Source organism: Bacteroides sp. 1_1_14 (assembly GCF_000162515.1).
Taxonomy (GTDB): Bacteria; Bacteroidota; Bacteroidia; order Bacteroidales; family Bacteroidaceae; genus Bacteroides; species Bacteroides thetaiotaomicron.
The window spans coordinates 262,884-281,093 of the sequence record NZ_GG774711.1 but is presented as its reverse complement, the minus strand read 5'-3'; the positions used below and the strand labels follow the sequence as shown (position 1 = coordinate 281,093).

Sequence of the window (18,210 nt, the reverse complement as noted above, 5' to 3'; positions counted from 1 at the left end):
AATCAGAACCAGGAAAAGGGTCCTGCTTTTGGTTCACCCATCCAATTAATTAAAAAAATCTTTTTTAAATTGCTCTGTCATCCTTCATTATATTCAGAATGGCAGAGCCAAACATTATTTTTCAGACAACAGTCCATTTCATCGGTTTCTCTTCAGGAAAATACGGTCTGTAATAGTGCCCGGCAACTCTGATTCGTAGTGAGTCACCATAATCATCGTCTTGTCTTTGCGATGGCAGAAAGCTTCAATAATCTTCTTTACCCGACGACGGTTGTAAGTATCCAGACCGTGAAGCGGTTCATCCAGAATCAGCAGCTCCGGGTCCTTCACAAAAGCACGTGCCAGCAGTGCCAGCCGTTGTTCTCCACTGGAAAGTTGCAAAAAAGGTTTGTCTTTCAATTCCGCAATACCAAATATATCCATCCACCATTCGCAGATGGCCATTTGTTCCGGCTGGGGACGTTTGTACAGCCCGATGCTGTCATGAAGCCCACTGGCCACGATTTCAATAGCCGGCAGATTTTTGAGATAAGCACGATGCATCTCCGGACTTACATAGCCAATATGCTTTTTAATTTCCCAAATACTCTCCCCTGTACCCCGCTTCCGCCCGAAAAGGCTGATGTCACAAGCATATGATTGTGGATTATCCGCACAGACAAGGCTTAACAAAGTAGATTTTCCGGCTCCGTTTTCACCGCTCAATGCCCATTTCTCACCACGTCGCACCGTCCAGTCGAGCTCTTTCAGAATAGTGCGGTCATCATACCGGATGCTGACTTTATTCAATTTGACCACTTCATCAGAATCGTAATTATTGCCACCATAGGGCAAATCAACGATACGTTGCTGTAACTCATCAAAAGAAACAGCTACATCCCTAGAACGAAAAGCTTCCAGATAGGCCTCACGTTCCATTTTGGAGTACACCGTCATTTTATCCACAGGAATTACGTGGGTAATAAATGAAGGAATATCATCCAGCATTGACAATACCAGAATAATCTGTACGGACGACATCTTTGTCAAGCGATCGAGTAAAGAGAACAACAACTCGCGGGTAGGTGCATCCAGCCCGATAAACGGATTATCCATAATCAATACGCGGGGAGCTGTCAACAGAGTTTTGGCCAGCTGGAACTTACGCAGTTCGCCACTGGAGAGAAGAATTATTTTCTTATCAAGCATCGGTTCTATGCGAAAAAGTTCAAATAGTTCTTGTTTCAGTTGTTCATCCTTAATTTCTCCCAGCATTTCACGAACATCGGGCGCTTCGTCCTGATCGTGGGCGTTCCAGCGTTGCTGATAGTAATAATTAGCATCCGCAGCCCCATAAGTGTCACGGAAAGCGATATACTTCACATTATCATAGACGGTCTGGGTGGCAGAAGGAGAAAAGTCATATTGCAGCGTCCCTTCACGCAATGGGTATTTACCGATCAGCGTATCGACAAAAAGACTTTTTCCTCCCCCGTTGGGCCCTACAATTGCAATGTGTTCTCCGGCTGAAATCGTTGCCGTGATGGGTGCAGCTAAACGCACAAGCGGGTTGCGTGCCACGCCCCCCGCCATGTTGAATGTATTCTGAATCATATTCTTCTATTCTATTCGATTATCAAAAGACTGAATTTACTTATATAAAATCAAAGCTGACTGACCGGGAATAATAACTTCCGGTCCGTTTTGTATGCCTAATCCACGTACATCTATCACTCCGTCTTTACATACCACTGTATATTTACCAACCGGAATAGTAAGCCTGGCAGGAGTAGGACGAGAATTAAATGCGACGATGATATCTTCCCAATGATCTCCATTTGCATGGTCTTTCAGACGGAAAGCAATCAGGTTACTTCCTTCCACAGGAAGAAATTCCAGATGTTTTCGAACCTGTCCTGCATCTCCCATGCGGAAGGCCGGATGAGATTTACGCAGATCGATCAATCGTTTATAATACATGAAGACATCTCCGTTGGTAGTTTTGCGCCGCCAGTCGATGGCATTCACTGCATCCGGGCTCTTATAACTATTGTCCACGCCTTGCTTATCACGCATGATTTCTTCTCCGGCGTAAATAAACGGAATACCTTGTGAAGTAAAGACCACAGTCTGTGCCAGTTTATCGAGACGTATAAGTTGTTCGGGAGTGATGTCCGGCATGCTTGCCTTCAGTCGGTCTACCAAACACAGCCCGTCGTGACAGGAAACATAACTGATCATTTGCACAGGCTGTTTCGCCCACGGCTTTTGAGTATAATTAACCGAATCGCACTGTACTTGCGGATGCTCGATAGCGCCTGCTATGCCGAACTTTACGCTCATCTCCCCTCCCGGAATTCCGGCAAGAAAAGCTCCTTTGCGCTTATCGCCTACAGGTCCGCAAAGCCCGTCACGCAGCTCGTCAGAAAAGACAGCAACTCCAGGTATCTGTGCTATATTTCCCTTCATTGCCAAGGAGTCAGCCGGATACTGAGGCGCCTCGGCAGCCCACCCCTCTCCGTAAATGCAAATGGTAGGATCGACCGCATTTACAGCCTTCCGTATCTCGTTCATCGTTTCTATGTCATGAATTCCCATCAAGTCGAACCGGAAGCCGTCAACATGATATTCTTTTATCCAATAAAGGACGGATTCTACCATAAACTTACGCATCATAAGGCGTTCGCTGGCAGTCTCGTTACCACAGCCTGAGCCATTTGCCAAGGTTTTATCTTCTTTCTGGCGATAGAAATAACCGGGAACGGTGCGCTCGAAGTTACTTTCATCGATATTGAATGTATGATTGTACACCACATCCATTATCACACGGATACCAGCTTTGTGCAGTGCCTGTACCATCTGCTTGAATTCTTTCACACGAGTGGCGGGCTGATAGGGATCAGTGGCATAGGAACCATCGGGTACATTATAGTTTTGCGGATCATATCCCCAGTTGTACGAATTTTCATTCAGTCTGGTTTCATCTACCGAAGCGTAATCAAAAGAAGGAAGCAGATGCACGTGTGTCACGCCCAGTTCGATCAGATGGTCGATACCTGTCAGTAACTTGTCGGAGTTCATCGTTCCATGTTCGGTCAGTGCCAGATATTTTCCTTTATTCTTCACTCCTGAAGTAGAATCGACCGAAAAGTCACGGTGGTGCATCTCATAAATAATCATATCGGCGGGAGACTTCAAAGGAGGTCGGGTGTCACTCTCCCAACCGTCCGGATTGGTGGATTGCCAGTCGATAATAGCGGCCCGCTTCCCGTTTACTCCGACAGCACGGGCGTTTATTCCGGGAGTATCTCCCTGCCACTTGTCATCGATCTTCACATTGAAAGTATAGAACTTGCCAATAAGGTCCTTACTTACCACAGCTGTCCAGGTTCCTTCTTCCCCCGACTGCATCTTTACCGTTTCATAGGCATGTCCGCCCTCGCCTGCCTCATAAAGCATCAGACGTACTTCATCTGCCGTAGGCGACCAAAGAGTAAACTTCGTTGCCTCCGGTGTATACTCCATTTCAATCAGACTTCCTGTACGGACCGGATATAATTCATAAGACATATATTCCTTTTTCGCAGTAGTACAACTCATTACTGTCGTCACCGTAGTCACCCCTAATATCGCTAAATAATTGGTTCCCATTTTCATACTAAACCTCCCCTGCGGTACTCACACTACCTTCGCACTTACTTATTTATTACTTTTCTCACTCCCAGCCTTTCATTGCGGGTTTATTTTACTTTATCGGGATTTTTCGCAATAAAATCTTTCCAACTGCTATATCCTTTTTCCATTGCCGGACGTCCCATTTGCAGAAAATGACAATAGGCTGCCGCCAAACCGTCCGTCGCATCCATAAAGGTAGGCATCTCTTCTTTGGGAAAATGCAGCATACGCTGCAGCATATCCGCTACTTGTTCCTTTGATGCCTGTCCGTTTCCGGTTATAGCCATCTTGATCTTCAAAGGAGCATATTCTGTGATCGGAATATCACGGCTCAATGCCACTGCCATCGCCACTCCCTGAGCACGTCCCAACTTCAACATGGACTGTACGTTCTTGCCGAAAAAAGGAGCTTCGATAGCCAGTTCGTCAGGCAGATAGCTTTCGATGATACTTAATACCCGTTCGTGAATATGCCGCAGCTTCAGATAATGATTGGCAAATTTACGTAAATCGATAATTCCCATCGCGATCATCTCAGGCTTAGTCCCTTTCACGCGCAAGACTCCATATCCCATGATGGTCGTACCGGGGTCTATACCCAAAATAATCTTTTCTTTTACCGGTTGAATCACTCTACTATCTCCATCAATGTCGGAAAACCGACTACTTTATCCTTGAATATTTTCGTAAGTTCGTCATTCAGCCGCACTCCCTGTTCCATGTGCCAGCGATGCAGCAATCCACTACTCTCTACTTCCCATTGCAGAGAATAAGAACTTCCGTCGTCCCGATGACTCAGTATCCGACAGATACGCGGTGCTTTCAACGTCCCGTGTTTCTGTACTTCAGGTATATAGTTTTCCTTTATCCAAATCAAAAAATTATCGTGAACAGCATCGTCCACCTGAAAAGTTGTATTATAAATCAGCATATCATCTGTCCTTTCAATAAATTATTTTCCGCAAACATAGCAATTATTTCAGAATATTCCATTATATTTGCGCCAACAAAAGCAAAACGTTGACAAACGTTATATCAGTGGCATAAAAATGGGGCGTTAGCTCATCTGGCTAGAGCGCGACACTGGCAGTGTCGAGGTGATCGGTTCGAGTCCGATACGCTCCACAAAATGAAAAGAGTAACTTATGATAAGTTACTCTTTTTTTTATTTTAAACCTGTGATTGGCTTTGTAGCCAAGCTTCATTAAGACATTTATATTACCCCGAAATGTTTCAAAGCCTTGTAAAGTCCATTATTGTCCACCGTATCAGTGACAAAGTCGGCAACTGACTGAACTTTTTCGGACGCATTTCCCATCGCCACTCCTATTCCGGCGGCCTTCAACATGGGGATATCATTACCGCCATCACCGCACGCCATTATTTCAGAAACTTCAATCCCGTAGTAATCGGCAAATAACGAGAGACCAGTTGCCTTACTTGTCCCTGCTACATTAACATCAGCGAATAAAGGATGCCAGCGTGTTGCGGAAAGACCCGGCAGAAGCGGCATTACTTTTTGTTCCGTTTCCTCATCAAAATAAAAACAAAGTTGACAGCACTCTTTTCTTTCAAACATCTCTTCGATGTCGACAACCGGCGGAACAGGATGCTCAACAATTCCGGCAATCTGTTCGACAGTCGGGGTAAGGCGATTGACAAATACACCTTCATTTAATTCGAGAGCGACTGCAAAATCAAATTCCCGTGCAAGCTCCATTGACTTTCTAAAGTCCTGTGCAGGTATTGCTACTTTTCTTATCACACTTCCGTCATGCAATACACACTCTGCTCCATTAAGTGCGATAACTCCATCATACGGCACAGCGTCAATCTCATGAAGATCACTTGCCGCCCTACCGGTAGCAATCACGATCTTAATTCCACTATCATGTACTTTTTTAAGAGCATCCATAGAGGATTGCGATACCTTATGAGTTTTAAAACTCAACAAAGTTCCATCTACATCAAGCAATAATGCCTTTATCATACTATCTATATTTTTAGGCAACAAAGTTACTGAAAAGTTTCTCATGGCATACAACGATAAGCACGAGATCGTGTTAAAAAAGATATCATACATACAATAAAAGAGGACCTTTATTCAAGGTCCTCTTTTATCACTTCATCCATTTCTTTTATTCGTTTCTCACGATCCTTGATGGGACCGTCTTTCGTATCACCTTTGAATACATTGTCTGCACGGTCGGTAACTTCAGTGCTCCATTCTTCAAACTCGTTCTTAGCCGGACGGCCATTCGGTTCGATATTTTCTTCGGCAATCGAATCGTGTCTGTTAATCATATCATCCATATCTTCTCTTTTTTTATTGGTTACAATGATAATACAATATAAAAAGAGAAAAGTTCCGGGCGTTAATGTTTTTTGGACAACTCGCGTTCGCGTATCTGCAACTGTTCTTTATACAACTGGGGACGGAAAGGGACATAAAGGGTATAATCACTTTCAACCGCCTTGCCTCCCACCAGTGCCGGTGTCCAATTTGGCATTTCCTTCACAATGCGAAGAGCTTCTTCTGCAAACTCCGGATGAGTCGATTTTAATATATGAGGACGAAGAATCACTCCCTCCTTATCTATAGTAAATTCACACAAAGCATATCCCGAGACATTGTCTTTAAGCAATTCCGCAGGATAAATCATTTGTCCGGCTACATATTCCCGTACACAAACATCAGCCAAGCAGGGTAATTCTTCAATTTGCTTTCCCGAATGCGTTTTGAGCTTCGGACCAACAGAATAAATCCCCACATACATCGGCTTTTTGTGAGCGTCCGGCTGTTCTTTGGTACGGTGCTCCAGCTCTTTCAGTAAAGCGGTTGCTTCCTCCGCCAATGCTTGTTCCGAAATATTTTCTCCCTGAGAAAACATGTAAGTCGACTGACAAACCAACACAAGCCGCTCCATCAAAGTACCTTTCATGGGTGACCACTTCCGTCCCATCATCTCTTTTCCTTTCGCATCTGTCGATGAGAAGTAATAAACAACTCCATCCAGTCCGGCTGTCGAACCGTCCAAATCCTGTATCTGGCTGGTTACCAGACGGGCGATAGCCCCCAAAGACTGGTATAAGGACTGACTGATCTCCACTGATTTAGTTTCCACTTTCACCGTTCCTTTCTCTGCCTGCCAATAGGTACGCGACAAAGTATTCGCAATCAACAGACAACGTCCGTTCTTCTTCTCTACCGACATTGCATATTCCGGTGAAAAAGAAGGAATGGCTACAAAACGCGCGTAAGGACGCTGTTGAAAACCTGTATTAAGCAAAGAAAAGACATTTCGATAATACTCACCCAACTCACCCGTATAGGTAGCAAAAGGCTTCACCGGCTCCAGATAGTCGATCTGAGCTGACAGGCGAAACGATAAAGTCAATAGCAGAAGAGAAATAACAATCTTTTTCATAAGTGTTCCCCGATTTTCGGTACATTCGGCAACAAAGATACAAATTATTTCGATGGTTCGTGATAAAATTATATCTTTGCACGGTTTTTACTAAGAAACTGAATAACAATACATCAAAAATATGATAGCTAAGATTGAACAACTTCTGAAAGAGGTGGAAGCTTTGCATGCCTCCAATGCCGAAGAACTCGAAGCTCTCCGCATCAAATACCTGAGTAAGAAGGGAGCCATTAACGATTTGATGGCGGATTTCCGTAACGTAGCTGCCGAACAGAAAAAAGAAGTCGGCATGAGACTGAATGAACTGAAAACTAAAGCGCAGGACAAAATCAATGCGTTGAAGGAACAGTTCGAGAGCCAGGATAATAGTTGCGACGGTCTTGACCTGACCCGCTCGGCTTATCCGATTGAACTCGGTACACGTCATCCGATTACAATTGTAAAAAACGAAGTCATCGATATCTTCGCACGTCTGGGATTCAGCATCGCCGAAGGTCCGGAAATCGAAGACGACTGGCATGTATTCTCGGCACTGAACTTTGCCGAAGATCATCCGGCACGCGATATGCAGGACACATTTTTCATCGAAGCTCATCCGGATGTAGTACTCCGTACTCATACTTCTTCTGTACAGACCCGTGTGATGGAAACTTCCAAACCTCCTATCCGCATCATCTGTCCGGGACGTGTATACCGTAACGAAGCTATCAGCTACCGTGCACACTGTTTCTTCCATCAGGTAGAAGCGTTGTATGTAGACAAAAACGTATCATTCACCGACTTGAAACAGGTATTGCTGCTCTTCGCCAAAGAAATGTTCGGCACAGACACCAAAATCCGTCTGCGTCCGTCTTATTTCCCATTTACAGAACCAAGTGCTGAAATGGATATCAGCTGTAACATTTGCGGTGGTAAAGGTTGTCCGTTCTGCAAGCATACCGGTTGGGTGGAAATCCTCGGTTGCGGTATGGTAGACCCGAACGTACTCGAATCAAACGGCATCGACAGCAAAGTATACAGCGGTTATGCTCTCGGAATGGGTATCGAACGCATCACGAACCTGAAATATCAGGTGAAAGACCTCCGTATGTTCTCCGAAAATGATACACGCTTCTTAAAAGAATTCGAAGCGGCATATTAAATAGAGCACAGAATTTACCAGTATGCCAATGTGCCAATAAAACCATCTGATGGTAATTGGGACATTGGCATTTAATCAATATACCGATTACACTGAAACGGGATGGCTTATCACCATTCCGATCAGCAAATTGAACGTTCACTTATTATGGCAAAGGATAGACTCATTACTCCCGGTTATTGTTTCATCTTGGCAGCCAACTTCCTGCTCTACTTCGGTTTCTGGTTGCTGATTCCTGTTTTGCCGTTCTATTTATCCGAGTTCTTTCAGGCAGGAAATTCCACTATCGGCATCGTGCTTTCCTGTTATACGGTAGCTGCACTCTGCATCCGTCCGTTTTCCGGCTATCTGCTGGATACGTTTGCCCGTAAGCCGCTTTATCTTTTCGCTTATTTCATCTTTATGCTGATGTTTGCGGGATATCTTATCGCCGGCTCGCTTACCCTATTTATTATATTCCGAATTATTCATGGAGTCTCTTTCGGCATGGTCACGGTAGGTGGAAATACAGTAGTCATTGACATTATGCCCTCTTCCCGCAGAGGTGAAGGGCTGGGCTATTATGGACTGACCAATAATATCGCCATGTCCATCGGACCGATGTTCGGACTGTTTTTACATGACGGAGGGGTTTCTTTCGCTACAATATTCTGCTATGCACTCGGTTCCTGTATGCTGGGATTCCTGTCCGCAAGCCTGGTGAAAACACCTTATAAACCACCGGTAAAGCGTGAACCGATTTCACTCGACCGTTTCATTTTATTAAAAGGAATGCCTGCGGGACTCAGCCTGTTGCTACTCTCCATCCCCTACGGAATGACCACCAATTATGTAGCCATGTATGCCCGCGAAATAGGAATCCATACACAAACAGGTTTCTTTTTTACCTTTATGGCGATCGGTATGGCCATTTCCCGTATATTCTCAGGAAAGCTGGTGGACCGGGGAAAGATAACCCAAGTAATTGCCGCCGGACTCAATCTGGTTATAATAAGTTTCTTCCTGCTCGCATCCTGTGTATATCTGATTCAATGGAATGATGCCGCCTGCACCATTCTCTTTTTCGGAATTGCCCTGCTGATGGGAATCGGATTCGGAATTATGTTTCCGGCATTCAATACTCTGTTCGTAAACCTTGCCCCCAACAACCAACGGGGAACAGCTACTTCCACCTACCTGACCTCATGGGATGTAGGAATTGGTATCGGTATGCTGACCGGAGGATATATAGCCGAAATCTGTTCGTTTGACAAAGCATATCTTTTCGGTGCCTGCCTGACAGTAGTTTCCGCTGTCTATTTCAAATTAAAAGTAACGCCTCACTACCATAAAAACAAGTTAAGATGAGAAAGAAAGAACGTTATGAAAAGTAATCGCATGGTTTCAGGCAAATGTTCCTGTAGCCGAAACAGAATTACATTACAATAATCCGTATGAATTACTGATCGCTGTAATCCTTTCTGCACAATGTACGGATAAACGAGTAAATATGATCACTCCGCCTCTCTACAAGGACTTCCCGACTCCGGAAGCTCTTGCAGCCAGTACGCCTGAAGTTATTTTCGAATACATCCGGAGCGTATCTTATCCGAATAACAAAGCCAAACATCTGGTAGGAATGGCTAAAATGCTGGTTAATGACTTCAACAGCAAAGTGCCCGACAACATGGATGACCTGATCAAACTTCCCGGTGTAGGAAGAAAGACCGCCAATGTGATTCAGTCCGTCGTTTTCAACAAAGCAGCGATGGCGGTTGATACCCACGTTTTCCGTGTCAGTCACCGCATCGGACTGGTGCCGGATAGTTGTACGACTCCATTCAGCGTAGAGAAAGAACTGGTGAAGAACATTCCGGAAAAATTAATACCCATAGCCCATCACTGGCTTATTCTGCATGGTCGTTATGTTTGTCAGGCACGTACGCCGAAATGTGACACCTGCGGTTTGCAAATGATGTGCAAATATTTCTGTAACACTTATAAAGTTACAAAAGAGGCACCAAAAGCCAAGAATAAATAACGATTTAATAGCAAGGAACCGAAATAAATAGTAACTTTGCGGTCGATCAAAAAAGAGAATATTAAAAACACTTTTAAATAAAAATAGAGTATTATGCAGACAATTGACAAATTCAATTTTGCCGGTAAAAAGGCATTTGTTCGCGTGGACTTCAATGTACCCCTGGACGAAAACTTCAACATTACAGATGACACTCGTATGCGTGCAGCTCTTCCTACTTTGAAGAAGATTTTGGCTGACGGCGGTAGCATCATCATCGGTTCTCACCTGGGCCGTCCGAAAGGCGTTGCCGACAAATTCTCTTTGAAACATATCATCAAACATCTGTCTGAACTGCTGGGCGTTGAAGTTCAGTTTGCTAACGACTGCATGGGCGAAGAAGCCGCTGTAAAAGCTGCTGCTCTGCAACCGGGAGAAGTTCTGTTGCTCGAAAACCTTCGCTTCTATGCTGAGGAAGAAGGCAAACCAAGAGGTTTGGCTGAAGATGCCACAGACGAAGAAAAGGCTGCTGCAAAGAAGGCTGTCAAAGAAAGCCAGAAAGAATTCACCAAGAAATTGGCTTCTTACGCTGACTGCTACGTAAACGACGCATTCGGTACAGCTCACCGTGCACACGCTTCTACAGCTCTGATCGCTAAATACTTCGACACTGACAACAAGATGTTCGGTTACCTGATGGAGAAAGAAGTAAAAGCTGTTGATAAAGTATTGAACGACATCCAACGTCCGTTCACTGCTATCATGGGTGGTTCTAAAGTTTCTTCTAAAATCGAAATCATCGAAAACCTGTTGAATAAGGTAGACAACCTGATCATCGCAGGTGGTATGACTTATACATTCACCAAAGCAATGGGTGGTAAAATCGGTATCTCTATCTGTGAGGACGACAAACTTGACCTGGCTTTGGATCTGATCAAGAAAGCAAAAGAAAAAGGTGTAAACCTTGTACTGGCTGTTGACGCTAAGATCGCTGACGCTTTCTCTAACGACGCTAACACTCAGTTCTGCGCTGTTGATGAAATTCCTGACGGATGGGAAGGTCTTGACATCGGTCCTAAGACTGAAGAAATCTTCGCTAACGTAATCAAAGAATCCAAAACTATTCTTTGGAACGGTCCTACAGGTGTATTCGAATTTGAAAACTTCACTCACGGTTCACGTACAGTAGGTGAAGCTATCGTTGAAGCAACCAAGAACGGTGCATTCTCACTTGTGGGTGGCGGTGACTCTGTAGCTTGTGTCAACAAGTTCGGTCTGGCTAGCGGCGTATCTTATGTTTCTACAGGTGGTGGCGCATTGCTCGAAGCAATCGAAGGAAAAGTTCTTCCGGGTATCGCTGCCATTAATGAATAATGAATTTATAACAATGTAATTTTAGATACGAGGGCAGTTCTTTGTGAAAAGAGTTGCCCTTATTTATATCTGACCCATCAACTAAGGCATGAAGAGAGCAGCACTCATATTCTGTATCCTCCTTTTCTTCCTTTATTCTTGCCAAAGAAAAAAAGGAGAAAGCGTCTTTATACCTTCAACAGAATTACAACCACTCACACTGGGAATGCTCCCGACTCTGGACGGACTGCCTTTTCACATAGCTAAAGCACAAGGAATCTACGATTCGCTGGGATTGGATTTAACCATCCTTTCTTTCAATTCCGCCTATGACCGCGACGCAGCGTTCCAGTTCAAATCACTGGATGGCATGATCACCGACTATCCCAGTGCAGTAACTCTACAGGCTATCCACCATACCGACTTAGGAATCATTTTGAAACATGACGGTTATTTCTGTTTTATAGTCTCCAAAGAAAGCGGTATCAACCAACTTCAGGAACTCAAAGAAAAAATATAGCTGTTTCACATAATACGATTATCGAGTATGCAACCGGACAGCTACTGAACAAAGCGGGAATCAGTCAGGCAGAAGTGAACAAACCGGAAATCGCCCAGCTCCCTCTTCGCCTGCAAATGCTGCAATACGATCAGATTGACGCATCCTTCCTCCCCGACCCTGCCGCATCCATCGCAATGAATGCCCGTCACCGGTCTCTGATCAGCACACAGGAATTGGGAATTGATTTCACTGTCACCGCTTTCTCCCGAGAAGCCATCAACGAAAAAAGAAGAGAAATCGAATTATTAATCACCGGATATAATCTGGGAATAGACTATATAAAAATGCACTCGCAAAAAGAATGGAAACAGGTATTGATAGAGATCGGCGTTCCGGAAAACCTGACCGGCCTCATTGCACTCCCTGTTTACAGAAAAGCGGAGCGCCCCTCAGCCGATGCCCTGGATAAAGCAGTAACATGGCTGAAAACAAATAACCGGATATCTCAGACATATTCCGGATACAAAAATCTGATAGATACAACTTTTACAAAAACAAATTCAACAACAATCAAATAACAACTAATCACATGCGAAAAACACTCTTTCGACTCTCAATGATCGCGTTCACCCTGCTTAGTATGCAGAATACGCTCACCGCACAGGAGAAAACGCCGTTGAATCAAGTAGTCAATACACTGAAAGAACGAATCAGTCTTGCCGGTTATGCACAACTGGGCTATACATACGACGATGCCGCCAATCCCGACAATACATTCGACATCAAACGGATCATCTTCATGGCACACGGTAAAATCACCGACAGATGGACATGCGATTTCATGTATGATTTCTACAACGGTGGTATGCTGCTCGAAGTATATACAGACTACCGGATCCTCTCCGGACTTACAGCACGTATCGGAGAATTTAAAGTTCCTTACACCATTGAAACGAACTGTCTCCCACAACGGTAGAGCTGATCAACTGCTATTCTCAGTCAGTCTGTTATCTGGCAGGAGTCAGCGGCAGTGACAAATGTTATGGAATGACTTCCGGACGAGACATCGGTATGATGATTCATGGAAAACTATTTCATGATCTCCTGCAATACAAGTTTGCCGTCATGAACGGACAGGGATTAAACACCAAAGACAAAAACAGTCAGAAAGATGTAGTCGGCAACCTGATGGTGTATCCTAACAAATGGCTGTCTGTAGGAGGATCTTTCATTCGGGGAACCGGACACGCCATAGGTGACTCCCAATATTCGGGAATCAAAACAGGAGAAAATTACGCCAAGAAACGCTGGAGCCTGGGAGGTGTTGTTGCCACTTCCGCATTCAACTTCCGTACGGAATATCTTGCAGGAAAAGACAGAAACGTAAAAAGCGAAGGATTCTATGCGACAGGCAGCGTACGTTTATTACAAAATTTCGACTTTATCGCCTCTTTCGATTATTTCAATCCGAACAAAGCGGCAGATTTCAAACAAAATAATTACATTGCCGGACTGCAATACTGGTTTTATCCCAGATGCCGTGTGCAGGCACAATACACTTTTTGTGATAAAAAAGGAGACGGACAAAAGGATTCTAATCTGATACAAGCACAGGTGCAAGTCAGATTCTAACTTTTTGGCATCCTTTTTGTTCTATTACCTATAAATAATTGAACCATTATGAACGAAAAAACGATTAATGAACAATACACCTATATACGCTCTCTGCTTGAAGAAAAAAGACTTAAAGAAGCTTTGATGCAGTTGGAATCCCTGCTCTGGCAATGTCCGGACTGGGATTTACGTACCCGCTTGGAGCAGCTGCAAACCTCCTACAAGTATATGCTGGAGTATATGCGCCAAGGCGCAAACGACCCAGAACGCTGGAATGTATACAGAAAACTCGTAGCTGATACCTGGGAAATAGCCGACCGTTCGCGCCTGCTTATGCTGGACAATGCTTCATCAAGATATTATCATGAGGTACGCCGCACTCCCCGACCGGAAAGTCTGTCAGCATATACACTCAAAAAATTGCTGCACATGCTGGAGTCATTCAATGACGACTTGGCAGTCAGTGGACTGCTGTCTGACGAAAAGATGGACGAGGTACTGAAACGGCATGAAGAAACACTTAAATATATGTTTCTGCAAACATGGACCAATAGTGCATGGACTCCCGAAGAGGAAGAGGATGCACAATCCATGCTTACCTCCGAACTTCTTCCGGTGAATGATCTGTGCCTGTTTATCAGTGCTGTCACATTAAGTCTGATGGAATGTTTTGACCTGCGTAAAATCATGTGGTTGCTGGATGCTTACCGCCATCCGGATGTCAATGCCGGTCAACGTGCACTGGTAGGTGTCATTTTCATTTTCCATATCTACAGGAACCGTCTTTCACTCTACAACGATCTGGTCAAGAGAGTCGACCTCATGGATGAGATTCCTCCATTCAAAGAGGATGTGGCACGTATCTATCGCCAAATGCTACTATGCCAGGAAACGGAAAAGATAGACAAGAAAATGAGAGAGGAAATTATTCCTGAAATGTTGAAGAATGTTTCGTCCATGCGGAACATGAGATTCGGCTTTGAGGAGAATGAGGATGAGAACGATGACAAGAATCCGGATTGGGCGGACGCTTTCGAACAATCAGGACTGGGAGACAAGTTGCGCGAAATGAATGAACTGCAACTGGAAGGAGCCGACGTATATATGAGTACATTTGCGGCACTGAAAAGTTATCCGTTCTTCCGGGAAGTACAGAATTGGTTTTACCCGTTCAGCAAGCAGCAATCCGATGTCATCAAGCAACTGAAACAGGAAGGTAACGAGAAAAATACATTGCTGGATTTAATTCTTCAATCAGGATTTTTCAGTAACAGTGATAAGTATTCACTCTTCTTTACGATCCGGCAGTTGCCAAAGGCGCAGCAAGACATGATGCTAAGCCAGCTCGGTGAACAGCAAGTGGCAGAGCTGTCCGAAAAGTCGAGTGCGGAAACAATGAAGAAATTCAATGAGCGACCGGGAACCGTCAGCAATCAATATCTGCATGACCTGTACCGTTTCTTCAAACTCAGTGTACGCCGCCATGAGTTTAGGGATATCTTTAAGGAGAAACTCGATTTACACCACATTCCTGCACTTAGTAACGTATTATATAGTGAAGATATCCTGTTCCCGATCGCAGATTTCTATTTAAAGAAAGAACGCTGGAATGAGGCAATAGAAGTGTACGAGGAAATGGAAACGATCGGAGCACTTCAGGGAAGAGGTGCGGAATATTATCAGAAACTGGGATATGCTCTGCAAAAAAACAAGAAGTATGCAGAAGCGATCGATGCTTATCTGAAAGCGGATACACTGAAACCGGATAACATCTGGAACAACCGCCATCTGGCTATCTGTTACCGGTTAAACCGAAATTATCAGGCTGCATTGAGCTATTATAAAAAGGTGGAAGAAGCTACACCGGAAGATACCAATGTTATTTTCCATATCGGCAGTTGCCTGGCCGAACTCGGACAATACGAAGAAGCTGCCAACTACTTTTTCAAACTGGATTTCCTCGAAAGTAATTGCATAAAAGCATGGCGCGGCATCGGATGGTGTTCATTCATCAGCCGGAAATACGAACAAGCCATGAAATATTACGAAAAGATCATTGAACAGAAGCCACTGGCTATCGACTATATGAATGCCGGACACGTCGCATGGACAATGGGAGACATTCAGAAAGCGGCCGCCCTGTACGGCAAGTCAATCACAGCCAACGGAAACCGTGAACGCTTTCTGGAGATGTTTCGGAAAGACAAGGAAGCTCTTCTCAAACAAGGTATTCAAGAAGAGGACATCCCGTTAATGCTGGATTTATTATAACTTCTTCAGCTCCCCGTACAGTTTCTGTATGGGGAGTCCCATTATATTATAAAAGCTGCCCGAAATAGACTTTACCCCTATATATCCGATCCATTCCTGCACTCCATACGCTCCCGCTTTATCCATAGGCTGATATTTGTCCACATAATACCGGATTTCCTCTTCGGACAAAACATCAAATTCCACATCGGATGCAGCAGTAAAGCTCTTTTGCCATTCAGTAGTCGTAAGACAAACACCGGTGAAGACCTGATGTGACTTACCGGACAAAGAACGGAGCATTTCAACCGCCCCTTCCCGACCTTCCGGTTTTCCAAGCACTTTACCATCGAGCCAGACAATCGTATCTGCCGTAATCAACAGTTCCCCCGGTTGCATAATACTCCGGTAAGCATCCGCCTTTTCGCGGGAGATATATTCCGGAATCGCAGCACCAGCCAAATCGGCTGGATATGATTCGTCCACATCCGGCAATGTCCTGACCACATAATCCACTCCCAAGCCTGACATCAGTTCTTTCCGACGGGGAGAATTGGAGGCTAATATAATCTGATATTTATCTAAATTTCCAAGCATAGTTTTATTTATCATTTAGTGATTTACAACTCACCAGCCGAAAGCATCTTCCGCCATCCACTTGCCATGAGCTTTCAATACTTGTTCCACCACATCACGTCCACAGCCACGACCGCCATCGGCATAAGATATATACTTTGCAACCGACTTAACTTCCGGAACTGCATCTTTGGGACAACAAGGCAACCCGCACTCACGCATCACTTCTATATCAGGCACATCATCGCCCATATACAGAATTTCGTCATCAGACAGACCGTATTTATCGCGGAAATCACGGTAATCATGAATTTTCACTGCAGACCCCATATACAGATCCTTCACACCCAATGCTGCAAACCGGATACGTACCGCTTCTGTCCGTCCACCGGTAATGATAGCAATATGGAGTCCTTTCTTTACTGCCAGCTGAATAGCATAACCGTCTTTAATATTCACCGTACGCATCGGTTCTCCGGAAGGATGCAACGGGACTGTTGTCGAACTCAATACTCCGTCAACATCAAAAGCCAGCGCTTTGATGCGGGATAGATCATAATTGATGGTGCTCATGGATACTTTTACTCATTAATTTATAAATTTCCTGCAATGCCTGACTGTCTGCCAGCATAGAAAGATGCTTATTCATCACATTCTCGTCATAGCGTACAGCCGGTCCGGTCTGCGCATCACGAGGAGCGAGTTCATGCACTTTGCGTGCCGTTTCGTCAATCAGGGGAAGCATGACATCAAATGGCAAATGATATTTTTCCAGCAATTCGGCGGCAAGAGCATACATATGGTTGGTAAAGTTACAGGTAAAGACGGCTGCCAGATGAAGACTTCTGCGTTGCTCCGAATCGGCTTCGTACACCTTATCAGAGAGCGTACCGGCAACCGCTTTCAGCAGCTCGGCATCTTCCGGTCTTTTTGCTTCAATAAAGAAAGGTACTTCCCGAAAATCAACTTCACGTTGTTTGCTGAACGTCTGCATCGGATAAAATACTCCGTAGCGTTCCGCATGACCTTCCCAAATATTCATCGGGATACTACCTGCCGTATGTACCAGCAGCGCATGCTGCTTCCCATCAGTGATCTGAGGTAACAGTTCGACGAAAGCGGCATCTTTCAATGAAATAATATATAATCTCGCTTCATTCGATACGCCTTTTAAATCAGTGATATATTCCGCTTCCACTTCATTGGCTAACGTACGAGCCGATTCTTCCGTTCGGCTGTACACCTGCATGATACGGAATCCTTTACGGTAAAGCGCTTTCGCCAGATTAGTTGCCAGATTTCCGGCACCGAGAAACACAACGGGCGTATCTTCAATACTTCTTTTCATTGTTTCTTTAACGTTTTGAAACCCAAAATAAAATAATTCCGATGATCAACAGTGCCAATGGCAACAGATAACCGGACAAGGAACCGAGCAATGACATTACCAGACCGATATTCATTACCAGCCACAGTCCCAACAGCACAAAGCCGACCGACTTGTCACGCTTGAAAATAAGAAAACTGATAGAGGCATACAACAACAAATTGTCCTTATTCATCACCCAAGGCAAACCTATAGAAGCAAAGGGGAGCAGTTTATTTATCAGGAAAAGAGTTCCGATAACAATAAAAGCGACGGCAGTAGCCTTATAAGTATCTTTATTATTATTTGCTTTGACAGCTCCCATCG

The 18,210-nt window shown here is 44.5% G+C and carries 15 protein-coding genes, 1 tRNA gene and 3 pseudogenes; 8 read left to right on the top strand and 11 right to left on the bottom strand.

Annotated features, from left to right (window positions below; translation table 11 throughout):
- Positions 1 to 138 precede the first annotated feature (138 nt).
- The 4 genes from HMPREF9007_RS03170 to HMPREF9007_RS03185 form a co-directional block, all read right to left on the bottom strand.
- Positions 139 to 1,593 (bottom strand): ATP-binding cassette domain-containing protein, encoded by a 1,455-nt coding sequence (locus HMPREF9007_RS03170; RefSeq protein WP_008763385.1) that lies wholly within the window; start codon positions 1,591 to 1,593, stop codon positions 139 to 141.
- 36 nt (positions 1,594 to 1,629) lie between these two features.
- Positions 1,630 to 3,636 (bottom strand): type I pullulanase, encoded by a 2,007-nt coding sequence (gene pulA / locus HMPREF9007_RS03175; RefSeq protein WP_008763384.1) that lies wholly within the window; start codon positions 3,634 to 3,636, stop codon positions 1,630 to 1,632.
- A gap of 83 nt (positions 3,637 to 3,719) precedes the next feature.
- Entirely contained in the window at positions 3,720 to 4,286 is a 567-nt protein-coding gene (gene ruvC / locus HMPREF9007_RS03180) for a crossover junction endodeoxyribonuclease RuvC (protein WP_008763383.1), read from the bottom strand.
- The gene (locus HMPREF9007_RS03185) at positions 4,283 to 4,585 is read right to left on the bottom strand and encodes a DUF4286 family protein (protein ID WP_008763382.1); all 303 of its coding nucleotides are present in this window, start codon (positions 4,583 to 4,585) and stop codon (positions 4,283 to 4,285) included. The genes ruvC and HMPREF9007_RS03185 overlap by 4 nt, the downstream gene beginning before the upstream one ends.
- A 120-nt stretch (positions 4,586 to 4,705) precedes the next feature.
- On the opposite strand from HMPREF9007_RS03185, the gene HMPREF9007_RS03190 reads away from it, so the two are divergent.
- Positions 4,706 to 4,779 (top strand) — tRNA-Ala (locus HMPREF9007_RS03190).
- A gap of 88 nt (positions 4,780 to 4,867) precedes the next feature.
- On the opposite strand, the gene HMPREF9007_RS03195 is transcribed toward HMPREF9007_RS03190, so the two are convergent.
- The 3 genes from HMPREF9007_RS03195 to HMPREF9007_RS03205 form a co-directional block, all read right to left on the bottom strand.
- Positions 4,868 to 5,644, bottom strand: a complete 777-nt coding sequence (locus HMPREF9007_RS03195; protein ID WP_008763381.1) for a Cof-type HAD-IIB family hydrolase — start codon at positions 5,642 to 5,644, stop codon at positions 4,868 to 4,870.
- Between the two features lie 110 nt (positions 5,645 to 5,754).
- Entirely contained in the window at positions 5,755 to 5,967 is a 213-nt protein-coding gene (locus HMPREF9007_RS03200) for a hypothetical protein (protein ID WP_008763380.1), read from the bottom strand.
- A 62-nt stretch (positions 5,968 to 6,029) separates the two neighbouring features.
- Positions 6,030 to 7,082 carry an energy transducer TonB gene (locus HMPREF9007_RS03205; RefSeq protein WP_008763379.1) on the bottom strand — a complete coding sequence of 351 codons (1,053 nt, stop codon included), beginning with the start codon at positions 7,080 to 7,082 and terminating at the stop codon, positions 6,030 to 6,032.
- A 121-nt stretch (positions 7,083 to 7,203) separates the two neighbouring features.
- On the opposite strand from HMPREF9007_RS03205, the gene pheS reads away from it, so the two are divergent.
- The 7 genes and pseudogenes from pheS to HMPREF9007_RS03235 all read left to right on the top strand — a co-directional run bounded on the left by pheS (position 7,204) and on the right by HMPREF9007_RS03235 (position 15,962).
- Positions 7,204 to 8,223, top strand: a complete 1,020-nt coding sequence (pheS, locus tag HMPREF9007_RS03210) for a phenylalanine--tRNA ligase subunit alpha (protein WP_008763378.1) — start codon at positions 7,204 to 7,206, stop codon at positions 8,221 to 8,223.
- Between the two features lie 147 nt (positions 8,224 to 8,370).
- Positions 8,371 to 9,570, top strand: coding sequence for an MFS transporter (locus HMPREF9007_RS03215; protein WP_008763377.1), 1,200 nt, complete (start codon positions 8,371 to 8,373; stop codon positions 9,568 to 9,570).
- Positions 9,567 to 10,243 (top strand): annotated as a pseudogene (gene nth, locus HMPREF9007_RS0125450) (endonuclease III). Before HMPREF9007_RS03215 ends, nth begins: the two are co-directional and overlap by 4 nt.
- Positions 10,244 to 10,336: 93 nt before the next feature.
- Positions 10,337 to 11,596 (top strand): phosphoglycerate kinase, encoded by a 1,260-nt coding sequence (locus HMPREF9007_RS03220; protein ID WP_008763375.1) that lies wholly within the window; start codon positions 10,337 to 10,339, stop codon positions 11,594 to 11,596.
- 88 nt (positions 11,597 to 11,684) lie between these two features.
- Positions 11,685 to 12,655 (top strand): annotated as a pseudogene (locus HMPREF9007_RS03225) (ABC transporter substrate-binding protein).
- 11 nt (positions 12,656 to 12,666) lie between these two features.
- Positions 12,667 to 13,709, top strand: a pseudogene (locus HMPREF9007_RS03230) (porin).
- Between the two features lie 48 nt (positions 13,710 to 13,757).
- On the top strand, positions 13,758 to 15,962 hold the full coding sequence (locus HMPREF9007_RS03235; RefSeq protein WP_008763374.1) for a tetratricopeptide repeat protein: 2,205 nt from the start codon (positions 13,758 to 13,760) through the stop codon (positions 15,960 to 15,962).
- On the opposite strand, the gene HMPREF9007_RS03240 is transcribed toward HMPREF9007_RS03235, so the two are convergent.
- Genes HMPREF9007_RS03240 through HMPREF9007_RS03255 form a run of 4 tightly spaced genes read right to left on the bottom strand, consistent with a single transcriptional unit; the run spans position 15,957 to position 18,208 of the window.
- Complete coding sequence (locus HMPREF9007_RS03240) at positions 15,957 to 16,538, bottom strand: Maf-like protein (protein ID WP_016267006.1); 582 nt, start codon at positions 16,536 to 16,538, stop codon at positions 15,957 to 15,959. The two genes, HMPREF9007_RS03235 and HMPREF9007_RS03240, sit on opposite strands and share 6 nt — an antisense overlap.
- Positions 16,539 to 16,568: 30 nt before the next feature.
- Complete coding sequence (locus tag HMPREF9007_RS03245) at positions 16,569 to 17,090, bottom strand: HAD-IIIA family hydrolase (RefSeq protein ID WP_008763372.1); 522 nt, start codon at positions 17,088 to 17,090, stop codon at positions 16,569 to 16,571.
- On the bottom strand, positions 17,071 to 17,865 hold the full coding sequence (locus HMPREF9007_RS03250) for a Rossmann-like and DUF2520 domain-containing protein (protein WP_008763371.1): 795 nt from the start codon (positions 17,863 to 17,865) through the stop codon (positions 17,071 to 17,073). Before HMPREF9007_RS03250 ends, HMPREF9007_RS03245 begins: the two co-directional genes overlap by 20 nt.
- Positions 17,866 to 17,872: 7 nt before the next feature.
- Positions 17,873 to 18,208: a hypothetical protein gene (locus tag HMPREF9007_RS03255; protein WP_008763370.1), complete on the bottom strand. Its 336-nt coding sequence runs from the start codon at positions 18,206 to 18,208 to the stop codon at positions 17,873 to 17,875.
- Between the last annotated feature and the right edge of the window lie 2 nt (positions 18,209 to 18,210).

What these genes read in the sequence shown, in the direction of transcription:
- HMPREF9007_RS03170 (WP_008763385.1), bottom strand. Translation starts at nt 1,593, where the DNA reads ATGATTCAGAATACATTCAACATGGCGGGGGGCGTGGCACGCAACCCG.
- pulA (WP_008763384.1), bottom strand. Translation starts at nt 3,636, where the DNA reads ATGAAAATGGGAACCAATTATTTAGCGATATTAGGGGTGACTACGGTG.
- HMPREF9007_RS03185 (WP_008763382.1), bottom strand. Translation starts at nt 4,585, where the DNA reads ATGCTGATTTATAATACAACTTTTCAGGTGGACGATGCTGTTCACGAT.
- HMPREF9007_RS03195 (WP_008763381.1), bottom strand. Translation starts at nt 5,644, where the DNA reads ATGATAAAGGCATTATTGCTTGATGTAGATGGAACTTTGTTGAGTTTT.
- HMPREF9007_RS03200 (WP_008763380.1), bottom strand. Translation starts at nt 5,967, where the DNA reads ATGGATGATATGATTAACAGACACGATTCGATTGCCGAAGAAAATATC.
- HMPREF9007_RS03205 (WP_008763379.1), bottom strand. Translation starts at nt 7,082, where the DNA reads ATGAAAAAGATTGTTATTTCTCTTCTGCTATTGACTTTATCGTTTCGC.
- pheS (WP_008763378.1), top strand. Translation starts at nt 7,204, where the DNA reads ATGATAGCTAAGATTGAACAACTTCTGAAAGAGGTGGAAGCTTTGCAT.
- HMPREF9007_RS03215 (WP_008763377.1), top strand. Translation starts at nt 8,371, where the DNA reads ATGGCAAAGGATAGACTCATTACTCCCGGTTATTGTTTCATCTTGGCA.
- HMPREF9007_RS03220 (WP_008763375.1), top strand. Translation starts at nt 10,337, where the DNA reads ATGCAGACAATTGACAAATTCAATTTTGCCGGTAAAAAGGCATTTGTT.
- HMPREF9007_RS03235 (WP_008763374.1), top strand. Translation starts at nt 13,758, where the DNA reads ATGAACGAAAAAACGATTAATGAACAATACACCTATATACGCTCTCTG.
- HMPREF9007_RS03240 (WP_016267006.1), bottom strand. Translation starts at nt 16,538, where the DNA reads ATGCTTGGAAATTTAGATAAATATCAGATTATATTAGCCTCCAATTCT.
- HMPREF9007_RS03245 (WP_008763372.1), bottom strand. Translation starts at nt 17,090, where the DNA reads ATGAGCACCATCAATTATGATCTATCCCGCATCAAAGCGCTGGCTTTT.
- HMPREF9007_RS03250 (WP_008763371.1), bottom strand. Translation starts at nt 17,865, where the DNA reads ATGAAAAGAAGTATTGAAGATACGCCCGTTGTGTTTCTCGGTGCCGGA.
- HMPREF9007_RS03255 (WP_008763370.1), bottom strand. Translation starts at nt 18,208, where the DNA reads ATGGGAGCTGTCAAAGCAAATAATAATAAAGATACTTATAAGGCTACT.